This is a genomic window from Steroidobacteraceae bacterium (assembly GCA_041395505.1).
In the GTDB taxonomy this organism is placed as follows: Bacteria; Pseudomonadota; Gammaproteobacteria; order Steroidobacterales; family Steroidobacteraceae; genus JAWLAG01.
Genome location: JAWLAG010000001.1, coordinates 2,217,913 through 2,238,209, shown reverse-complemented (window position 1 = coordinate 2,238,209; position 20,297 = coordinate 2,217,913). Strand labels below are relative to the sequence as shown.

Below are 20,297 nucleotides of genomic sequence, written 5' to 3'. Positions count from 1 at the left end.
CGATTTTGTCGTGGCCCGTGAAGCCGCGGCGCTCGCCGAAGACACGGAGGTGCCCCCGCGGTAACAGCCCAAGCAACGCGTGCCTACAGATCAATGTTTGTTAGTCGCCGCTCGAACAGCATCAATCGTGCATCGATCACGGGTATTTTCCGCGAGCTGAGACACGGATACCCCGTTCGGCGCATCGACAGACAATAGTTCCGGGCGCGAGGAAAGCAACAGCTTGACCGTGGCGACCTGGCGAAAAGCGATGGCATGATGCAGGGCATTGGACTGCCTGTCATTTTTGCGCAACGGGTCCGCGCCTCGCCGCAGCAATGCTTCCAAGACAATTGTCTCGCCGGCCTCCGCAGCTACCATGAGGGCGGTGGCGCCATTGCCCAGCGAACTATCAATAGGAATTCGGCATTCGTCCAATAGGAATTCGACAATACGCAGCTCGCCCACTTGCGCTGCGACGATCAGAGCGTCCGAAGCGTCGGTGGGAAGATTCGCACACTCCTCCGTAACCTCTCGAAGTCGCGCCAGATTGCCCGTCGCTGCCAAATAGTAGGCGCGACTATGGCCCTGCAGCCGACGGTCACCATCTTTCGCTTCCCCAAGAATCTGTTGAAACTCTTCGGTAAGATACTGTTCGCGCACAATCTCGGCCGCCAGATTCGGCGATTGGGGCAGACAGTCAGTGTTCGCGCAACCCCATGGAATTGGCAGCAGTACGGCAACGACCGCAATAGCCCCGACAAGTCTCGTGACGTTCAACTTGATCATCCTCCAGTGCGACCGCACTGCGATTGGTTTTCGGAGCACGCTGCCGCCCACCGCTGGAATACTTCTTCGGTTGTCAGCCCCGGAGCATCGTATCGTGACCAGTCTATTTGCCATTCTCCCCACGGAATCGCCGAACCCGGCGTTGCATAGACATGGTCACCGGTTAGGCGAAATAGCTCAATATCCTTCAAACCCCATTGGACTGTGTCTGCAGCTACGCCCAAAGAGATTTCGGCGAGATGAAATGCCGTCAAGACTTTGTGTACGAGGTCTATGCTGGTTGCCGTTCGCGATTCTTCGGAACCTAACCAGCGTAAGAGGCGAGTCCAGTAACTGTCTCCATCCACGCCAGCGGCGCCTTCATTCAAGATTACGATCCCGCGCCGCCGAAGGATCTCGAGCGGACTGGGTGACGCCTTCCAGAATGGGCTGACCGAGCCGCGCTGCAACTGCAAACCGTTGCCGCCTGAGAATCCCTTGTAGGTCACCTGGAACCCCCAGCGCCCGTCCGAACGCGTCACGTGCACCGGGAACTTCAGGACTACCGACCCGATCGACTTGAGCGCCATGCCCAATGCGGGATTGACGGGCATCACGAGGTATCCCACGACGATCAGCGTAACGCCGATGATGACATTGATGCTGGACTTGAGGAAGTTGACGAAGGACCGGAACAGTTTGCCAATCTTCTTGAACAGCTTGCTGAGCCACGAGAACCCGCTCGGGTCGACGAGGCTGAGCGGATTGTTCATGACGTATGAGAATGGATTGAGCGCCTGACTGAGTTCAATCGTCTGGATGATCGGGTCCGCGGACAGGAACCTGCCGATCTTGGGGTCGTAGACTCTTCCATTCATATGCACGAGACTGACCGCGTCCAACATCTCGTGCCCCGTGAAGCCGCGGCGGGTGGTGCCGGAGAACGTGGATTTGTCCCCCGCACTCGGTGTGCCCTGCCAGTTGCTGCCGCGGCGTTCGCCGAAAACGGAGAAGCTCTCCTTCGCGAGCACTGTCGCCGTGCTGCTCAGGATCAAATCGCCGCTCCCGAGGTGATCCGTCGTGACGTAATAGGTGCTGTTCGTGGCGTCTGATCGGCGCGTATAGACCGCCATGCCCGACCCGGTCGGAATCATGTGCCGGTATTCGGTGATGCCGCTCGGGCGCGTCACCTTCTCCATGAGCCCACCGACATAGTAGGTCGTGGTGGTGCCCGTCTCGCCGGACACCCCGCTCGAATCGACCGCAATCTGCTTCCAGCGCTGGTGGTTGGCGTTGTAGTTGAACTGCGTGGAGTTGGTGCCCGAGGTGATGCTCTGCGGCTGGTTATACGAGTACCAGGTGATGGGCGAGCCGCCCCGCTTGACCACATTGCCGTTCTGGTCATAGCACATGACCGTTGAACCGGCTGCGCGTACGGCATGCGGCTGGACGTGGGTGTAATAGGAACATCCCGTTTGTGCTGTGGTGTAGTTGTAGGCGCCGACGTCACTCTTGTTCGTGATATTGCCCGCCGCGTCGTAGGTCATGCTCAGGGTCTGCACGCTGTTGAGCTTGACCGTATCGATGCGGTTCAGCGTGTCGTAGGTGAGGTCCTCAGTCAGGCTTTGCGCGAGATCCTTGCGTTGTGTCAGATTGTGGTTGAGGTCCCACTGGTAGGTCAGGTTCTGAAGGTTGGTGGTCGAACCACCCGTACCCACCTGACGGGTGACGATGTCATTGGTCCAGGGCGTGTAACTGCTGGTGATGGTGGCTCCATTGCCCAGCACCTCGCTCGTCGGTGCGCTGTAGTCATTCGCTGTGCTGAGTGACCAGAATACGGTGCCGGCGGCATTGTCCTTGACGCTGTACAGCGCGCCATAGCTGTAAAGGTGCTTCAGTGCAAAGCGCACACCCGACGTGCTGGTCGGGTAGGTGATGACGTCGACCGCGCCGATGCTGTTGTAGCTGAAATTGACCTGATAGCTCGTGTCCTCGGTATAGGTCACCTGCGACTGGCGGCCGATCGAGTCAAAGAGGTAGCTCTCGCCATAGCCGTCGGGCTTTGAGACCGTTTTGAGCCGCCCGATCTCTTTGAGCGCTGCGCTGGTTCCATAAGTGAATGTCGTCGCCGTCGTCGATTCAGGCTCGACGCGGGAGATCAACCGGCCGAGCTTGTCATAGTCGAATGTCGTGACCTGGCTCTTGGCATCCGTCTGGCTGACGAGCTCATTGAGCGAGTTCGGCGTATACGTCCAGTTGCCGGTATCGGGATCGCTCGTCGAGGTCTTGAAGCCGCGAATGTTGTACACGTTGCTGATGGTCTTGCCGGTGGCATCCACCGACTGGAGGAGATTCCCGAAGGCATCGAAGGTGTAATCCGTGGTGCCGCCGGGCGCCGGATCGATGATGCGCCGGAGCTTGCCCGTGACGTCGCTCCATTTGGTAGTTGAATAGCCGCGCGCATCGGTCAGGGTGGCTTTGAGGCCGGCGTACGTGATGCTGATCGATCGGTCCAAGAGGTCACTTGAGTTGTACAAGCGATCCAGCGTCGGCCGGTTCAGCCAGTCGTAGCTGAACCAGTGGCTTCCATTGCCCGACGATGATAGGGGTTGATATTCGACATACTTTCGGCCGAACGCGTCGTAAACAATGATCTGGAAATCAGTCCATACCCCCAGCACGCGCTGCCCTTCGACATAGCGCAAGCGCTCGAGTCCGTCAAAGTAGAGATCGTGGCCGCGGACAAAACTCGCATCGCTCGCGTAGCTCAACTCGTAGGCACGGAAACGCAAATCATTGACACCCCAACAAGGGCCCGACGCGCAATCGTAGTAGCCCCAGGTGCTGTACGTACCGTCAGGCCGGTTTTCTTGCGACTTGCGCCCGAAGTTGTCATACGACCACGAAACACTGATCCCATTGGGATCGGTCTCGGAGGACTTCACCCCGTAGTTGTAGTTGTAAGCCGCGGTTGCGGTCTGGCTGAGCGAATTGGTCGTGGACTCTGCGAACGTGCAGCGCGTGCCGTAGCTCGATGTCGTCGTTCGCGCGGGCATCGCGACGCCATTCTTGTCGAGGCCGACGACGGACACGGAGTTCACGTTGCCGCAGCCGTCGTAACCAACGTTTGTGGTCACCTTGAGCGTTGTGCTCAAGGGCTCAACGGTCTCGGTGCTCACGCGGCACGCCGAGGCGCTGATCGTATACGTGTGATCCACGCGGCGGGTGAGGGTCGTCTGGCCGGGCGCCGTGTTCGTGGTGGAAGTCGAGGTCGACTGCCCGAGACACCAGTACGTGGTGTCATTCGTGTAGGCGTTGGTAACCGTCGAGGACCAGGATGTGTTGTAGAAGGGCGACGTGCTGTCGTTGTCGGTCGTGGTGGTCACGACCGTCAAGGGGTTACCGTAGTTGTCAAAATCCGTCGTCGTGACCGACGTCTGGATGAGCGGTGCACCGGCCGTCAGTTCCCGCTGCGTCGTGGTCTGCTGACTGACATACGGAAAACATCGACTGGTCGCACCGTTGCAGTCCGCGCCTGACAAAATCTTGGCGGCGAAGACATTCGACGTGCGGGTAATGAGCGTCGTATCGTCGGGTTGGACCACGTCGTCCTGAAAGACCCGACCGGTGTACGGATAGTCCTGACGGTAATACGTGTAACGAATCAACCCATTGCGGCTGTCGAGCGAGCGCGTGGAATAGAAGCCACTGAATCCTCGACCCTGCAGGTTGACGCGAGCATAGTTGTACCAGTACGAATTGGTGAAGCTATTGCCGGTGCCATCCGACTGGCTGGATTGACTGACCACATAAAGCGGCGCCTGCAGGTCGACGTCGGGGAACACGGCACCGGTCCCCTTCGTGTAGTTGCTCTGCGTAATCGGCGCGTAGGTCGAGGACGCCTGGATGCCCCAGCCGTCCGTGATACTGGTGGCGAGATCCGCGGGCGTGGCGGCGCCGTTGTGTAGACCGACCGAGATCGCATAGCTTGCGCTTGCGTTTGCGAAGGCGAGGTCACTGAGTCCGTCGCCGTCTCGGTCCGTCACCGCCCAAGTACCTGATCCGACAGCGATGCCGGTCGACATTGCGGTCGTCGCGCCAGTGGACAGTGAGCGCTGAAGCTGCCACGTGCCGCCGGAGTCGTAGAGGACATCGGATCGACCATCGCCATCCCAATCCAAGGATATTCTCTTAGAAGAAATTGGCGCGGTTAAATTGACGACCGTCGATCCGGACGATTGGCAAGTCGCTATTTGGACCTGCGTCGACGCTGAAACATTAAGACTATCCGTGCACGCGTCATCGTTCCACCGGACCGGGAGAAACGACTGAATCGCACCTGCGTAGTTGCCGGCCACGGATATCGTTGACCCGTTCAACGTCAGTCCATCAAGAAACGTCACACCGAAGAAGGTGCGATTGACTAGAACATCGCTGCGACCGTCGCCGTTTACATCCACGGTTCCAACGGACGACCCTGGGAAGGAGTTATTCCCACGCAACTGCACGATGCCACCTGTATAGGCGGCGGCATACGTCGCCGTTGCCGTTGTCGAGAAACCGACTGTCGTAGCAGTCGACTGATTGCGGTATACGGAGACAGTATAATTACCGGCGCTAAGTTGCGGTGCCAACCAAAGGTCCGGGCGGCCATCGCCATCCCCATCTGCAATCGCGGCTTGGTTCGCCCCCAGATTCGCGACAACGGCGAGACCTGTCGATGCAGAAACGAATGACGTGCCATTCCACCGGTAGCTGTACCAGGTGCCGCCGCTCGGCGCGAGCAGCGTGCCCCTGCCGTCCGCAAGCAAGTTCCCGACCATGACGTTGGCGGTACTCGGCGCGAGAACGCCAGTGTTGATCGGCGATCCGTAACCGGCCGCGGTCGCGAACTGGACCCACCATTGATAGTTCGCGCCGCTTGTCGTCGCAAACAATAGATCCTGCTTGCCGTCACCGTCGATATCGACGGTGCGCAACGTGCCGTTCGTTGCACCACTCCCGGTCGCGGTACCAGGGCTCGGCACGCCCGCTGTCCCATTCTGGTAACCGACATTGGTCGGCCGCAGACAGTCGGTGCCGAGACTGCCGCCGCATTCCTGGATGGTGACCAGCCGATCGCGCTGGGTGGTCGGCGCGGTCTCGTAGCTGAAGAGATATTGGCGCACCGACGTCGTGCCGCTCTTGACGTCGACCTTGCTCAGTACCTTGGTCTGCGTGATGCTGCCACTGGCTACGAGCTTGTTGAGGTTCGTGACGCGGGTCTGGTAGGAGAAGTTGACCGTATACGGATAGGTCGTTCCGGTTGCGGGCGTCTGCGTGTAGCTGATGACCGAGGGCTGCACATCCCCACTCGTGGTCGAGTAGGTGATGGTCATGTTGTTGCCCTCGCGGTCGCGCACTTTGTTGAGGAGCCAGCCGTAGGGTGTGGTGCCGGCATTGGCGTAGGCTTTGGAGTCGGCCGTATTGCCGTACTCGTAGTACTTGCCGTCCTTGCCTTCGACAACGAAGTACGAGGGCCCATTGCCGGCAGTCCCATTTGCCGTGATGCGCGAGAAATCCGCCATCTCGGTCTGGTACTGTGATCCGGCGGCACCATAACTGCCGACGGTCACCCGCATGCGATTGCCGTCCATGCAAAAATCATCGGTGAGTGTGAGCGTGACCGGCGCCGGCGCGCCGCCATTCGCCGCATAGGTCTTGTTGCAGCGCGCAATGGCGGACAAGCCTTGCAGGTTCCAGCCCGGACCCATGACGCCATCCGGCCCACCGCTCATGTACGCGACGGAGAGCTCCGGTTGGATACCGCGCGCTCCCGGCGGCGCCCACAGCGGAATCTGATAGGTCGCACCACCCATCGCGGACACGGCATATTGCCCTGGAGTACGACCGGCGGAGGTGACGGCGAGGGCCGCCAACATGACCGGGCCGCCGCCGCTCGAGCCCGGCTGCAGCGGCCCTGATCCGGCCGCGCGCAGCTCTTCCTCGGGTTTGGCCACGATGGCCACATCGGAGGCCAGAACAGACACACCGGTCGCCGCCATGCGGCTCAAGGTATTGCTACCCGCGGCGTCCGCCGCCTGCATGAAGAGCGTATCGGTCGAGCCCGTCGTGAATCGCCCTGCGAGTGCCGTACCCACGGTGGCGGTCGCGACCTGGGTGGCATCGTAGGTCGCTGCCAGTTCAAAGATGGCGCCGCGGGGGCGGCCGTACAACAGATAGCTGGGCGAACCGTCGCGCGCCCCTTGCAGCAACACGTCCGCGCGACCGTCCCCGTTATAGTCGGCACTCACGACGACGCAGAGCAGTGGCGACCATTCGGCCGAGAACCCGTTCTGGCTCCAGGCCTGCACGCCGGTCGTGCCAAAGATCTGTTTGGTTGATTTGGCGAGCAGGACGCCGTTCATGTTGGGCAGAAAGACCGGGGGCTTGTCGGCACTGGTGCCCGTGCCGGGCAACGGTTTGGCCTGCAGCAGAAGATCGCTGCGCCCATCGCCATTGAAGTCCCCCGTGAAGACATTGGCCTCGCTCGTCGCCCAGTTATAACCGGCATAGCCGTCCGCCCAACTCTGATCGGGTGCGCTGGCCGTGAACTGCCCATTGATATCGCTCAAGATGACCGCGCTGACTCCCGCAGGATCGGCGGCTTGCAAAAAGAGATCCGCCCGCCCATCGCCATTGAAATCCCCGGCATGCACCCGATGGGCATCCTCGGACCAGGTGAGGCCCATGGCGTCGTTCGGGATAGCTTGCGCAATACCCCCCAATCCGCCGTCTTCGGTCAGGATCACAAAGTGATCGCCCGGGGTTTTACGCTGCAAGAACACATCATCTCGACCATCGCCATCGAAGTCCCCGATGACGATGTCATAGTCTCCACTCGACCAGGGAACGCCCAGATAGGCATTGCCCCAGGTCTGCAGGGGGCGTGAGAACGAGGTGCCATCGGAGAGCGTGATGCCGCTCAAGTGTGTGGCATCGCGGGCAATGAACAAGACGTCATCGACCCCATCTCCATCGAAATCGCCGGCGTAGAGGTCGTAGTCCTTTTGGCTGAAAGCCGTTGCGCCCTGTACAGCACCCACGGCGCCCAGACTCATTGCGAGGAGCGCCACCATCCCTGTGTATTTCATCGCCTCTCTCCTAACCGGCCGGCGCCGCGCGCGCCGTGGTCACAATCAAGCCATCGAGCGATAAATCCTGTTGGCGTCCGGCGCGATCGACGGTCACCTGTAAGGCCGCGCCGCCACTCAAGCGCCGTAGCGCCGTGATCGCCGCCTCGGCATCGGTCACGGGCGCTCCGTCAATGGCCGTGATCCGATCCCCCGGCTCGAGGCCAAGGTCCGCGAACACAGCCGAGGTCTCATTGGCATAGACTTCGATGCCCTCAAGGGCATCACCCGCGTAGACGGGCGTCACGCGAATAAAATCATCCAGCGGCTCGACACTGTCAGGTTGGACCGCGGGCGCTTGGACCCCGCCGCCGACCGTCGTGAGCGGACTCGCCGTCGGTGGCCGGCCGACATAGAGTTCTTCACGCTCGCTGCCCCGCGTGAGCACAATGTGATCAGCATAGATCGCCTCGATCCGTGCGCCGTTTGCGAGCACGGCACCGGCGCGATACGTCTGCGGCGAGATCGCGCTGATCTCAAGCTCCACATGGCCTTCGCTGACATTGCGCCCCGGATGGATGGCGGTGAGCACCAAGGGACGAGCGCCTTGCACCGACGAGTCGGTCCCGATCGGCACCGGCTGCACTACGGCACGCGGCGGTTCGGGCAAGGATGCCTGGCGCTGGGCAAATTCAGTTGCGACGCGCTGTGCCAGGTAATCGCGCCACCACTGCCACGGCTCCACGCCGGCGGCGAACAGGGCGCCCAGTGTCAGCAGTACGCCGACGCCAACGGCATGGTATGAGCGCCAACGCCGCGCCGGCGTCGAGCCGGGCTCAATCGTGAATGGATTGCGCGCAATCGTAGCGGTCGGGCTCGCCTTCACACCTGAAGGCCGTCGACAGTTCGACTTCACCCGCACATCACGCTCGATCAAGACATCAGTCCTTTGCCGTCGGAGCGCCCGCACGAAACAGATTGTTCGTTGGCGATTACGCTGCGCGCATTAACGCCGTCTCGTCAAGAGGGTGAAAAAATATAGTTGGGCAAATTCAGCCTACTTTGATGATGACTTTGTGAGCGTCGATCGCATTGCGCCGTGCAATCAGGTGTTTGCGCGCGCGCCGTGCCTCGGTCCGGCGCAACCCGGGCGACCTTCGTGCGCACCCAAGGGGGTGCGACATTGCCTCGGCTGGCGACAGATATAGGGTTTGCCCTCAGGATTTTCGGCGCAATAACGTTAAATCAGTTGCGGACGCCGGCCACTAGGGAACACAGCGCGCGCTGGTGTCGCGGAGGACAGGTGCAGGCGGCGCCGTCGCATGTTCGGCAGCAATGCAGCGTAGCGCCTGACGCACTTGCGAAGGGATCAGTGCGCTCGATGTGGACGCTGCGCGTCTGGCCGGAATCGGAGCGGACGGCGTGGACGCCGCCGGCGGCACAATTGTTGGGCCCGCTTTGCCATCAATGATTTCAATGATATCATTGCACTCAGGAGGACAGCATGGCCAGCCTGACGATCCGCAATCTCGATGAGTCGATCAAGAATCGCCTGCGCATTCGGGCGGCGCACCGCCGCCGCTCGATGGAAGAGGAGGCGCGGCACATTCTGAAAGATGCGCTCACCGGGGAGCGCCCCGAGGGAGTCAATCTCGCAGCCGCCATTCAGGAGCGCTTCCGACCGTTGCGTGGCGTGCGGCTCGAAGTGGCCCAACGGGGTCCAGTCCGCCAGCCGCCCAAGATCAAGCGGTGATACTGCTCGACACCAACGTGATCTCGGAATTGATGAGGGAGGCACCCGCAGCGCCCTTGACCGAATGGATCGGCGCTCGCGACAGTTCGGTATTCGCGACCACCAGCCTCACGCAGGCGGAGATTCTGCACGGTGTGCTGATGCTGCCGGCCGGACGTCGTCGCGATGCCATCGCCCGGGCGGCACAAGCGATGTTCAGCGAGGATCTGGCGGGGCGCATTATGCCCTTTGACAGCCTGGCGGCGCAGGCCTATGCCGAGATCGTGACGGATCGCAGCCGGCGCGGGCGGCCCATTTCGCAATTCGACGCCCAGATCGCCGCAATCGCGCGTGCGACAGGCGCAGTGCTTGCCACCCGCAATGCCAGGGACTTTGAACACTGCGGCATCGGGGTCGTCAATCCCTGGACGGCCCGGTAGGCCGGGGACTTCTGCACAGGTAACAAGGGCGCGCAGCCTGCACGCTGCTTCGCGGCGGGTTGGAGCAGAAGAAACATGGCGTACGACGTATGCACGCCTAACGGCGGTCAAACGTTATTGAAGTGCTCGCTCCGCTCATTTGTTCCTCCTGACGGAGCTACAAGACGGGGAGGGTGGACGCCGCCGGTGGCAGCTCATTTGTTGGTACCGGAGCTGTTGTACTCGGCGATTTCCTCATCGCCATCTTATATATACTGCGTGGTGACCCCGCCCGCGACCTTGCTGACGCGTCGCCCCAGACCGTTGTACTCGTCATTTGAACCAGCACGTTATCCTTCGGTACTGGCGCAGCTTCGAACCTCGTCGGTCACGACGCTCTCGCAATGGCGCAGGGCGCTTTTGATTCAAATCCTGAATGCGAGAACTCCTGCGGCTACTGCCACATTCGCACCACTATGGAAAACCGCAGGTACGAGAACGGAACGAAATCGCGCGGCAAGCACCCCTGCCACAACTGCAGTGACAAGAACGAAGAGCCACTGTTGCCACGTTACTTTGGATACGACGTGAAGCAGCAGAAACAGAGTGCCGGACCATATCTGCGCCTTGGCGTTACCAACAATGGCGGTCAGGCGGCGCTGCGCGATCCCCCTGATCGCTGCCTCTTCAGTCAGCCCGGCGCAGAGCACGTCCATGACGGAGTACACATGTTGAAAAGTCTTTGTCGCAAGGAACCTATCACCCTTGAGCCCTGCTTGACCGCCCACAACCGCATCGAGCCCTGTCAGAACAAGACCTAGCACACCCATGCCGAGTGCCAGGCCAAACGCGATCATTACGCCGAGCGCCGGTGGCGAGCGCGTACAGGTACCGTCCGAATCCGGCCAGCGGCACAACCAGACAATGAGAACTGCCACGGCGAGCTGAGGTACTGGAAACCAGACGATCGCTGGTGTGGTGCGCAGATTGATTTCCGGGAAAATCGCGCAGACTGTCGGGAACAGCAATGCCCCCAATCCCGCCATCACCAGTAGAGTCCAGACGGACTTCACGGTATCTGGCACTGGCGAGCGTCGCCCATCGCCGCGACAACTCTAGTCACTGCGCCGCACGCTTATTACCCTTGGATAGAACCACGTCATCCTGACATCAATCCGTACATTTCGCCCAGGCACGAGACGCTCCAGCATGGCCGTCGGTCCGATCGTTGTGTCAATGCAGATCGAGCGGGAACCGAACTGCCTCTCAAACCGCACCGTGAGGTTCTCATCACACCGGGAACGCCGTCCGTATGTCCTCTCGCGCTTCTGAATGACACCCCGATATTCACGAATCGGCCCATCTTGATACGCGCTCATCGCGTAGGTGGTCCAGAGGACCGTGAAGCCCACGATCACCGCCATAGCGGCGGCCCGCTTGAGTCGGGCGGCAGTCGAGGGGGTTAATGAGAGACCTTCTGCGCGAGAGCAGCGCCACATCACCGCAAATCCCACCATGGCGATCACGGCAGCTGCGGCAAGAACCGATGTGCTCGGCGCCAGAATACTATACACGCCATAGTCGCCCAATAGGAACGTACCCGCGATCAATCCGCCGCAAACGAAGACTACGAAGCGGGAAGCATTGCTACACAAATTACGCTGTATGCCCACTATTTACAGGCCATCCCCACAGACCTCCGGCTGCATTTTGCAGAGATTGCGAGCAACATCCAATGCAGCGGCAGATGCTGCTCGCTCAACTGCATCACTGGTCACTTCGATAGCGGGCCCCGCAACTTTCTCACTGAAGCCGGATAAGTTTGATGAAGCCTCCCCGGCCGCATTCGCCACGTGTGCCAGCTCCGGATGCCCGAGTGCAATGACTCCGGCCGCGGCAAGTGCTCCAACAGCGACGTCGACAGCCGCAGCCGCTCCCGTTTTGGTGGCGCCGATTGCATCGCCCTCCGCCAACTGGGCAGCAATTTGTACGCCGGTTGCCGCATTGCCAATGACGCCTGCGACTTTCCCTGCACCTCCCGCGGTCTCTTCCAGTCCACCGGGTCCCTGCTCAGCCACTGCCGCGACGCCTCTTGCCGCAGTCTCCGCGACACCGCTTGATGTGCCAACATGCTCAGCGAGCTGCGCAACTCGTCGTGACGCGGACTTGGCACGGGCGTTCTGCAAGCGTTTCGAGTCCGACGGGCAATGTCCAGAGACTCCAGGGCTACCATTAGAGCAACCCTTGAGTCCCATTGGATCGGTGGCATTCGGGGAGTCGTTATAAACATACGCATACAGATTCAGGTCATCCTTCGTCCCGATCGGATCGGTTTGCAGGAACCGCCCGATCTGCGGCGCGTAGTACCGGGCCCTATAATAGTAGAGTCCGGTTTCAGCATCTAATCGCCTTCCCGTGTACCTGAACGGCTGGCCCGTGGCGGGCACGCCATTGGCGGCATTGCCGTAGGCATCGTAGGCATAGCGCTGGCCGCCGGTGCCAACAGATGAGCCCCGCGTGAGCGGGGCGTCACTCTTTGCACACGGTACCGACGTTAGTCGGGCGCATGCCATGCACGCTGTTTCACAGCTTGCTCCTAACGGAGCTACAGGGCGGGGAGGGTGGACGCCGCCTGGGGCGGCTCATTTGTTGGTCACGGCAATGACGCTCCGTTACTCGGGCTATCCATGCCCTCGCCGCTGACGCGGCCAGCCGTCGGCTGTTCAAAATCGCTCCCGGCGATTCTGCGGTGATTCGTGTGGTAGAACGTTTTGGCGTTGCCACCTGCAACATCCTGCTGACCCCGCATCCCAACGCAACGCGGATGTGGGGCCGGCTCGCAGCGGGCGGCCGCGCGAAACTGATTGATGGCAGCGCATGCCGACGCTATGCCGAGTTCGCGCGCCAGCAATTGGGTTCGCGGCTGAAGCAGGAGCGGGCGTCCGACCTGTAACGTCTAGGGCGGTGACACCTGCCACAACGCTCCGGCTACCGCGCGCGGACGCAGGTTCGACGGGACGAGATAATAAGAGTGCAAAGTCGGACGCGGACTCACCACGTCGGTGGCTGCAGCATTGGACCGCAGTCCACCCGCCCGCCGTTGCGCTAAAATAAGGCTCTTGGGCCGAGCGCGACCGTAGCGTTCGGTGGATTGTGGTTCGATTGCAAGATCGGTCGTGGCGGCTCAGCAGCGGAGTTTCAACTAGTGAGTAGCAAACGAAACGTACACGCCTTGCCGCCGCCACCAGAAGCCGCAACCGACGTTGAGGCAGTGGAGGTATTGCGGGGTTGGATCATTGACAATAGGTTGCATATCTCCATAGCCCATCAGGCACTTGGCGAAAATTGTGCGATCTGGGGGCAATTGCTGGCAGAGGTCGTGTCACATATTGCTGACGCGCTCAGCCAACAATACGGCCAAGGTAGGGAATCCGTGCTTGAGCGTATTACGACGACGCTTTTGAACGAGCTGGAGCATCCATCAGCTGTTGAGGGCTCCATTCAAGGCCCGGTGCAGTGACCATGCCATGTTGCGAACTGAGTAGGCCACTTTTTGGAATCCCGCGGCTGAACTGATATGCCCACAATCCGTCATCGATAACATGTTCAATCTTGCCCGGCCTATGATATCAGTACCGCGGCACCCGGATACCCCGCCTGCGCTGCTCGGCACGAAACGACAGCCGGTCGTGCGAATAGCCCTTGGAGGAGGTAAACCGCACGTCCCGGACGCCGAGCGCCGGTCTGAGGTTACCATCTTCGATGCGGGTGTCCGTCAGAATGAGCGTCCGCAACGACTTCAATGACCTCACGAATCCCAGGGATTCGATCGGCGCGGTGCCCGATAGCGCCAGGCGACTGAGGCTTTTGAGCGAGCGCACCACGGGTAATGGCTGAACCTTGCGGCAGTTCACAAAGGCCAGCTTGCGGAGGCTGCCATTCAGGGGCGCCAACGCGCTGATGTCCTCCAGCGCACGGCAAAAGGAAATCGATACGGTATGCAGCCGCTGCAACGCCTGCACGCCATTCAGGGATTTTATCGACGAGCGCTCGATGAAAAGCTCGCGCAAACTGCCTTTCAGCCCGGCGAGTTCACTGAGATCGCGTGCTGGCGGTTTGTAATAGCCGATGTCGAGATAGCGCAGTTTGCGCGCCGATGGCAACCCGGTGAGCGCGGGCCACCAGTCGACGTTCAGATGACGCAATGCAGGCAGTCGACTCACGTCCAGGGGGGCCGTGCCCGGGCCACAGGTCAGCCACTGCAGATCCGGCAGGTCGTGCAGCGGGCCATGATCCACCCAAGGATCCTGCACGAATACGGCCTCCAGCTGCGGCAATGTGGCGAGCACCCCGAGGTCGGTTTCTGCAAACCCATGGAACCGTGAGATGTGCACCGCCCGCAACCCGCGCCGCCGGTAATAAGCCACGCACTCCTTGAGTCGCGCAGATTCCAGACTCAGGAATTCCCGGCCGGCCATTTCGTCGATGCGAAACTCTTGTCTTGTCTTCCGCATGTCTTGGTTGTTGACTATCGTACCGCGCCCAATCTCGGCATTCGATGGGCCAAGGGAATGCGCTGCGCTTCCGAAACATTTAGTCGTCGAGTAGTTACTTCACGCATGTCGCATCGCGATCACGAACTGCTCCACTGTCGCACGGATTCGGTGGTCTTTCATCTCGTGAATTCATGCTATTTGGGTTCTTTCTACCACCGCGACGAGCTTGCTCGGTCGCCTCTCGTGTGCGAGCAATTTTATCTGTGTCAGCTGACTTCCAGTATGAACGCGTGTCGTCAATATCGCCAACATCGTCGGGGACTTCGCCTTTTTTTTGCTTGGCCTTGTTTCCCCGCAGGACGTCCCGAATCGACTTCCGGAAGCGCTTATACGTGCCCTTACCTACGTAAAAGAATCCCTTGGTCGTCTCGATTACATAGTGTCCGTATTCTTTGATCGCAACTTTGGTCGCATCGAATCCCTTTCCTGTAGGATCGATTAGGTTTGCGCCAGCTTCAAGTGCATCCAACTGACTTTCAGCGAGCCCGTCGGCAGCGGCATTCGCGAGGTAATCGTTGCTCGTTGCCTTTCCGACAACAAATGCGGCGGTAGCGCCAGCAATATGCCCGGTCGACTTTAGCGCGTCGGCGACATCGGCCCACTTTTTCCAGGATGCGCCCCTCGGATCCGTCTTATTCCCCGGATCGTTATAGGTGTAGGCATACAGGTTGAGGTCATCCTGCGTCCCGATCGGATCAACCTGCAGGAACCGCCCGATCTGCGGCGCGTAGTACCGGGCCCTATAATAATTGTTTTCAACTCGCGGCCGTGCGTGCATCCCTGCACTTGCCGCGTTTCGCCCCGGCAAGAGCGCGGTCGTGCCGAGGCTCCCGGCACCTCGCTTGATGACTCATTCGGCGCGATTGTTCCCGCTCGTCGCCGCTGGCCCATCCGTGGCCCAGGCCCTGTTTCGGCATCTAATCGCCTTCCCGTGTACCTGAACGGCTGGCCCGTGGCGGGCACGCCATTCGCGGCGTTGCCATACGCATCGTAGGCATAGCGCTGGCCCCCAGTGCCGGTGTAACTGCCGGCCGCGTCGGTCACGGCAATCACACTCCGTTACTCGGGCTATCCATGCCCTCGCCGCTGACGCGGCCAGCCCTCGGCTGTTCAAAATCGCTCCCGGCGATTTTGTGATGATTGGTGTGATAGAACCTCTTGACGTTGCCACCTGCAACATCCTGCTGACCCCGCATCCCAACGCAACGCGGATGTGGGGCCGGCTCACGACAGGAGGCCGCGCGAAACTGATTGACGGCCGCGCATGCCGACGCTATGCCGAGTTCGCGCGCCAGCAACTTGGCGCGCGGCTGAAGCAGGACCGAGCGGCCGACCTGTAGCGTCCGGGCGGTGACACCCAACGGGGTGCGCGCCTAAATGATCGCAATGCCATTTACCTGTGCACGAGAGAGATTCGGGTGGTCGCGCACGCCGTGCTCAGCATTCACGCGCGGCGCACTGGTAATGATCAAAGTTTCGAGTGCCGGCGCAATCATCGGCAAGGATGAAAGATCTCGGAGATTGGGGCAGCGATGCAACTGAAGTTCTCGGAGACAGGGCAGGATTGGTAGTCCCTGCAGCGATGCCGGATTCGCCCAGATCATCTCCAGCTGCTCGACACGGCTAGGCATTTCCGCTTGGCCGAATTGCTTAGCGCGCGGATTGAAATGTAGAAGGCGGTATCGCGTGATACGCGAGCCGCCGATACCACGATCGGCTCGAATCCAATGGTTTGTGACAGCGCGGAGCGAGGGAAGACGGGAGAAATCGATGCCCGGACGTTTGGGGTTGATACCAATCTCACGCACAACCTTGAGCTCATATAGCGCGTCGATGCTCTCTAACGCAACGTCCCAGAACCACAGCCAATTGGCATTCTTGGCATCGTACAGAAAATCGAGGTTGCGTTCCTCAAAACCGAAATCCGGCGTACCAAAGAGTCCGCCAAAGCGCTTGGATTTGTAATGCGCCATACATACAGCAAGGCGCCGCGATTCCACGCCGAGTCCAGGAACTCCATGCACGTGATCGCGCCACACATAGAAACCCGCTCTACTAAGAATTATGCTCATTTAGGCCGCGAATCTCTGACGATGCAGTCATGAACCGCAATTCATGGCCATCATAACAGTGGACGTTGAGCGCTCATCGGGCTTCTGACAAGCGCGCGTAACCTTCATCCGATGCCGTGCCGCGTTAATTCCGCTAGGTAAGTGCACGAACTCTGGCTAAATGGCGCTCCACCAAGGTCGGCAGCATAATCATGGGTACAAATCCTGCCGTGTCGACGCTTCTGCCGTGCGTGACAGCCTTGATGAAATCGACTCTGGTCATGAATGTCTCTTCACCAAGAATCATTTGTACTGCTAGAGTCGCCGCTGCAAATGCGAGTTCATCGGTGAGTGGCTTCTCCGCATAAATATGAACACAGATTCCGAGAAACATTGGATCGTTAGCGTCTGAAAGAGATTGAAATCGCATTGCCGCCACATCGAAGCAGCGATCGTCGATTTCGCAAATCGCATTCGCACCCGCTGCCGGACGGAAAGCTTTCACTTCGAATGGCACGCTAATCGGCGCCGCCGAACACAACTCGACCACGGCGTCGCGATGGTCGGAGTTGCCGTACGCCGTGATTACAAGTGCCGGGACACTGTTAGTACAAATCAGCTCGCATCCCAAATGCTCATTGTACCGCGCGAGGTGCTTTTCTGCTGCCACAAGCAATGCATCTGTTGCTCCAGGTGTGCCATCGCAACCTGCAGCGTCGCGCATCAGGCCGTTCCAAAACTCAGCTGCTCGACGTCTCATCTGCATTGCCCAACTGATCCGGACGTTGAATATTTGGTGAAACCAAGACCAACAAATCTGCCAAATGGTGGCTTCTTGAAGATCCATGATGATCCCGCCGCCGGCATCGCCCTCGGGGACCGTTCCGCTGCCATGTCAGGCATCGCCGCGCCGCACGGTCACGTGCTGCCGACGCCACTGCGTTTGCTCTACGACGGTATGACATCCCGGATACAGTGCCAGATCCGCCGTGCGGCGTGGATCGCCTCGCCTTCCGTGGTGATCCGCTCCCGCACGGCATGTGCGCAGCTGAAGGCGACCTGGCCGACCTCGGTACGCGCGCAGCCGCCATCGACGCCGCCGACAAGGACAACAGTCAGCACGCGCGCCATAGCTTTGCCACGTCTGATGGGTGAGTGCGCAATCTCGTGTCGGGTATCTGTCATGCCAGCCGCCTCCTGTCAGTCGCTGCGTTTCACTCCCCACTCATCCTCATCGAGCCGCACGGTGACCACGCCAAGCAGCCATAGCAAGACGGTATGTGCGAGCCAGGCGATCAAGCGCTCGCCGACCCCGACGGTGGGCGAAATGTTGGCGTAAAAGGCGAACGCGAGGCCGGTCAGCACAATAAAACCGGAGAGCCAAGGCCCGTAGAATCGGCTCACTCCGATCCCCGACCGGACATGAAACCACGAGAAAACATAGGGCAGCCAGGCAATCGCAGCCTGGGCCGTCAACGGAATTCCTCTGACTGAGCGCTCCATTGTCGGCATCGTGGGACTTGAGTAGAGCGCCACTGCACCCGTCGCGACCGCAGCGCCGAAGTGCAGCCAACCGGCAATGCGGCGGCGTAATACTGTTCTTTCGAGTGGGGGAGGACCATCATGTTGCGAGCCGGAGTCCAATGGGCCGCCGGGACGTTGGTGTTTCATTCTGGCCATCACTCTCGGCTCAAGACGCTTGCTCTCGACGATCCAATTGACACCACATCGCGCGCCGCCATAGCAAGCCACGTCAAAGCGCTAGGGATTCCCGCCTGGGCAGCTCCACGATCTGAAGGCCTTTTGCGTTAGGGTGAACGTCTGACACGATACCCTGACGTCACTGCGCGACCGGTTCCTTGCGTCGCTGAATAGGTTACATTGTTTTCGCACGCACGGTGGACTCCCAGTGCTCCACTTCGCGTCGCTTCGCGGTTGACTCTACCGAATCAGAACATCGCGGGCCCGCCATACCAGCCATACGAGTGATATCAACACGCCGAAACCGGCATAAATACTGGACCATGTTCGAGCGCGACCCTGACGCTCGGCCGGAAAAACGAGGACCAGCATCAGCAGCGCCAATCCATAGCCGACAAACGGCTGCCACCAGCGGAGATACAGAAATCCGCACAATAGAAAGAAGAATGACCATTTGTTCAGGCACGCGCGGCAAAACGGCGGCTTGAACGCGTCGGTCGTCGTCGTCGCAACCCGCTCCTGCAGGCGGAGCAAGAGCTGACTGCCAATCAGCATGCAGCCGATACTCACCCAATACAGCGTGAACTTCATGGTGGCTGCGCCTGGCTCGCCGAACGCCCGACCGTTGCCATGAAGATACGTTGGCTGTACGGCGTCAGCAGCATGGGCGGCAACATCAGAAGGAGGGCGATGGGTTCGAGCACGTGGCCGAGGACACGCACGCCCCAGGCTCGCGAGGAGTGCTGCCAGATACCGCACAGCTGCGCGAGTGCCGGCCAGTAGCCCCGCAGCACGGCTCTGGTGAACATCCAGCGTGCACCTTTGCGGATATTGGCCGCGTTCTCATTGTCAGCGTGGTTCATGGCGAACAGCACACCCATCTCGCCCATGGCAGGTAGGAACCCCTGCGTTGCCGATTGCATCAATATCGGAATCGCATCAAGCATCTTGCCTTGCGCCAGAAGCGCCTCCCCCGTGATGTACTGGGCGTAGGAATCGCCGCGTTCAACATCTGGCGCACACACGTCCACTGCAAGTGCCGCATCGGGTTCGCCATCCGGAACGCCGCGCAACGCGAGGCACCCGATGATGGCACGCGCGCCAGGCACGCCGGACGCCGCTGCTTCGTGGACACGTTCGAGGGCGTCGCGCAGCGACTCATCAGCGAAAGCTCGCTTGAGCGACTCACAGGACTTCGGCACATGGAGCGGCCGGACAAGTTCAATACCGCGTGGGCTCACGGACCGTTCTTTAAGGGTGCCAGCTACGGGAGCATTTGACCCAGCGCAGCGCAGTCCGCGGCTAATACCGTGATAAGCACGGAACACATTGACAGCTTCACGTCCATCTCCCGGGAAGCGTTGAGTCGGATGGGTTGACCCTGCAGTTAGACAGCGTCCCCCCGCACAAGCCGGGAACCCAACGATTGAGTTGCACCCCGGCAAGTATATCCTTTCATGGATCGCCCCCGGCTACCCGGGCCCCTGCGAATCAGGGAGCGCTCGGGATTGGTCTACTGACACTATTTCGCATGCGTCGGATCGGATGGCGTCGGCAGTTCCCGTGCGAGCTTCCCAGGTATCCGCAGGAACCCTTTGTCCTCGACCAGTACCATAGTCGTTGCACGACAAACGGCATCCCATTCGGATTTGCTGAACCCGCTCTCCGGTGGCGCGTCGCTGTGTGGATAGAAGGCTGTGACACCCAGCTCATTAGAGAAGAAGAACCGAAGTTCGAATCCCGGTAGGGCGCCTTCATTGCACCTGGTTTGACCAAGATCCGTGCAGCGCGATGAAATGAGGGTAAATTCACACGATCCATCCGGCCCAAGGCACTGTTCCACGGTCAGATGGGCGCCGGCCACGTCGTACTGGAGACCGCGGCTGACACCATCCCGCGGAACTGCAAAGACCACGCTCGAACTATGCACACAGTCAAATTGGTCATCCGAGCAATCCAAATACGTACCCGACTCATCC

General features: G+C 60.2%; 18 protein-coding genes. 5 read left to right on the top strand and 13 right to left on the bottom strand.

The genetic code is table 11. The features are described 5' to 3' along the window. Positions 1-90 precede the first annotated feature (90 nt). The 3 genes from R3E77_10430 to R3E77_10420 are packed head-to-tail and all read right to left on the bottom strand — an operon-like array spanning position 91 to position 8,796. Entirely contained in the window at positions 91-759 is a 669-nt protein-coding gene (locus tag R3E77_10430; GenBank protein ID MEZ5499830.1) for an ankyrin repeat domain-containing protein, read from the bottom strand. Positions 760-764: 5 nt separating this feature from the next. Beyond that, positions 765-7,880 carry an FG-GAP-like repeat-containing protein gene (locus R3E77_10425; GenBank protein ID MEZ5499829.1) on the bottom strand — a complete coding sequence of 2,372 codons (7,116 nt, stop codon included), beginning with the start codon at positions 7,878-7,880 and terminating at the stop codon, positions 765-767. Positions 7,881-7,890: 10 nt separating this feature from the next. Next, a complete protein-coding gene (locus tag R3E77_10420) occupies positions 7,891-8,796 on the bottom strand; it encodes a PDZ domain-containing protein (protein MEZ5499828.1) in 906 nt (301 codons plus the stop codon). A 567-nt stretch (positions 8,797-9,363) separates the two neighbouring features. Between R3E77_10420 and R3E77_10415 the strand changes: the two genes are divergently transcribed. After that, the gene (locus R3E77_10415) at positions 9,364-9,612 is read left to right on the top strand and encodes a hypothetical protein (GenBank protein ID MEZ5499827.1); all 249 of its coding nucleotides are present in this window, start codon (positions 9,364-9,366) and stop codon (positions 9,610-9,612) included. Further along, the gene (locus R3E77_10410; protein MEZ5499826.1) at positions 9,609-10,031 is read left to right on the top strand and encodes a type II toxin-antitoxin system VapC family toxin; all 423 of its coding nucleotides are present in this window, start codon (positions 9,609-9,611) and stop codon (positions 10,029-10,031) included. The genes R3E77_10415 and R3E77_10410 overlap by 4 nt, the downstream gene beginning before the upstream one ends. Positions 10,032-10,435: 404 nt before the next feature. Here R3E77_10410 and R3E77_10405 read toward each other — a convergent pair whose 3' ends face one another. Beyond that, a complete protein-coding gene (locus R3E77_10405) occupies positions 10,436-11,047 on the bottom strand; it encodes a CPBP family intramembrane glutamic endopeptidase (protein ID MEZ5499825.1) in 612 nt (203 codons plus the stop codon). A gap of 639 nt (positions 11,048-11,686) precedes the next feature. Beyond that, complete coding sequence (locus R3E77_10400) at positions 11,687-12,583, bottom strand: RHS repeat-associated core domain-containing protein (GenBank protein ID MEZ5499824.1); 897 nt, start codon at positions 12,581-12,583, stop codon at positions 11,687-11,689. A 185-nt stretch (positions 12,584-12,768) separates the two neighbouring features. Here R3E77_10400 and R3E77_10395 point away from each other — a divergent pair, with 185 nt between their 5' ends. Together R3E77_10395 and R3E77_10390 are read left to right on the top strand one after the other, a co-directional pair. Then, positions 12,769-12,963: a hypothetical protein gene (locus R3E77_10395; GenBank protein ID MEZ5499823.1), complete on the top strand. Its 195-nt coding sequence runs from the start codon at positions 12,769-12,771 to the stop codon at positions 12,961-12,963. A 252-nt stretch (positions 12,964-13,215) separates the two neighbouring features. Next, positions 13,216-13,530, top strand: coding sequence for a DUF5076 domain-containing protein (locus R3E77_10390; protein MEZ5499822.1), 315 nt, complete (start codon positions 13,216-13,218; stop codon positions 13,528-13,530). 109 nt (positions 13,531-13,639) lie between these two features. Here the strand turns inward: R3E77_10390 and R3E77_10385 are convergent, their stop codons facing one another. Continuing rightward, positions 13,640-14,524 carry a hypothetical protein gene (locus R3E77_10385; GenBank protein ID MEZ5499821.1) on the bottom strand — a complete coding sequence of 295 codons (885 nt, stop codon included), beginning with the start codon at positions 14,522-14,524 and terminating at the stop codon, positions 13,640-13,642. Between the two features lie 94 nt (positions 14,525-14,618). Continuing rightward, positions 14,619-15,344, bottom strand: coding sequence for an RHS repeat-associated core domain-containing protein (locus R3E77_10380; protein MEZ5499820.1), 726 nt, complete (start codon positions 15,342-15,344; stop codon positions 14,619-14,621). A 367-nt stretch (positions 15,345-15,711) separates the two neighbouring features. Between R3E77_10380 and R3E77_10375 the strand changes: the two genes are divergently transcribed. Then, positions 15,712-15,906, top strand: a complete 195-nt coding sequence (locus R3E77_10375) for a hypothetical protein (GenBank protein ID MEZ5499819.1) — start codon at positions 15,712-15,714, stop codon at positions 15,904-15,906. Positions 15,907-15,939: 33 nt separating this feature from the next. On the opposite strand, the gene R3E77_10370 is transcribed toward R3E77_10375, so the two are convergent. The 6 genes from R3E77_10370 to R3E77_10345 all read right to left on the bottom strand — a co-directional run bounded on the left by R3E77_10370 (position 15,940) and on the right by R3E77_10345 (position 19,559). Beyond that, positions 15,940-16,566 (bottom strand): hypothetical protein, encoded by a 627-nt coding sequence (locus tag R3E77_10370; protein ID MEZ5499818.1) that lies wholly within the window; start codon positions 16,564-16,566, stop codon positions 15,940-15,942. Between the two features lie 205 nt (positions 16,567-16,771). Further along, complete coding sequence (locus R3E77_10365) at positions 16,772-17,464, bottom strand: hypothetical protein (protein MEZ5499817.1); 693 nt, start codon at positions 17,462-17,464, stop codon at positions 16,772-16,774. Positions 17,465-17,565: 101 nt separating this feature from the next. Next, positions 17,566-17,802: a hypothetical protein gene (locus R3E77_10360; GenBank protein ID MEZ5499816.1), complete on the bottom strand. Its 237-nt coding sequence runs from the start codon at positions 17,800-17,802 to the stop codon at positions 17,566-17,568. A 15-nt stretch (positions 17,803-17,817) separates the two neighbouring features. Beyond that, complete coding sequence (locus tag R3E77_10355; protein MEZ5499815.1) at positions 17,818-18,093, bottom strand: hypothetical protein; 276 nt, start codon at positions 18,091-18,093, stop codon at positions 17,818-17,820. Between the two features lie 465 nt (positions 18,094-18,558). Continuing rightward, positions 18,559-18,909 (bottom strand): hypothetical protein, encoded by a 351-nt coding sequence (locus R3E77_10350; protein ID MEZ5499814.1) that lies wholly within the window; start codon positions 18,907-18,909, stop codon positions 18,559-18,561. Then, complete coding sequence (locus tag R3E77_10345; GenBank protein MEZ5499813.1) at positions 18,906-19,559, bottom strand: hypothetical protein; 654 nt, start codon at positions 19,557-19,559, stop codon at positions 18,906-18,908. The genes R3E77_10350 and R3E77_10345 overlap by 4 nt, the downstream gene beginning before the upstream one ends. Between the last annotated feature and the right edge of the window lie 738 nt (positions 19,560-20,297).

Excerpts from the sequence above, each read along its gene's own strand:
- R3E77_10350 (MEZ5499814.1), bottom strand. The coding sequence starts at position 18,909 with ATGAAGTTCACGCTGTATTGGGTGAGTATCGGCTGCATGCTGATTGGC.
- R3E77_10360 (MEZ5499816.1), bottom strand. The coding sequence starts at position 17,802 with ATGACAGATACCCGACACGAGATTGCGCACTCACCCATCAGACGTGGC.
- R3E77_10385 (MEZ5499821.1), bottom strand. The coding sequence starts at position 14,524 with ATGCGGAAGACAAGACAAGAGTTTCGCATCGACGAAATGGCCGGCCGG.
- R3E77_10380 (MEZ5499820.1), bottom strand. The coding sequence starts at position 15,344 with ATGCACGCACGGCCGCGAGTTGAAAACAATTATTATAGGGCCCGGTAC.
- R3E77_10365 (MEZ5499817.1), bottom strand. The coding sequence starts at position 17,464 with ATGGATCTTCAAGAAGCCACCATTTGGCAGATTTGTTGGTCTTGGTTT.
- R3E77_10425 (MEZ5499829.1), bottom strand. The coding sequence starts at position 7,880 with ATGAAATACACAGGGATGGTGGCGCTCCTCGCAATGAGTCTGGGCGCC.
- R3E77_10400 (MEZ5499824.1), bottom strand. The coding sequence starts at position 12,583 with ATGGCATGCGCCCGACTAACGTCGGTACCGTGTGCAAAGAGTGACGCC.
- R3E77_10415 (MEZ5499827.1), top strand. The coding sequence starts at position 9,364 with ATGGCCAGCCTGACGATCCGCAATCTCGATGAGTCGATCAAGAATCGC.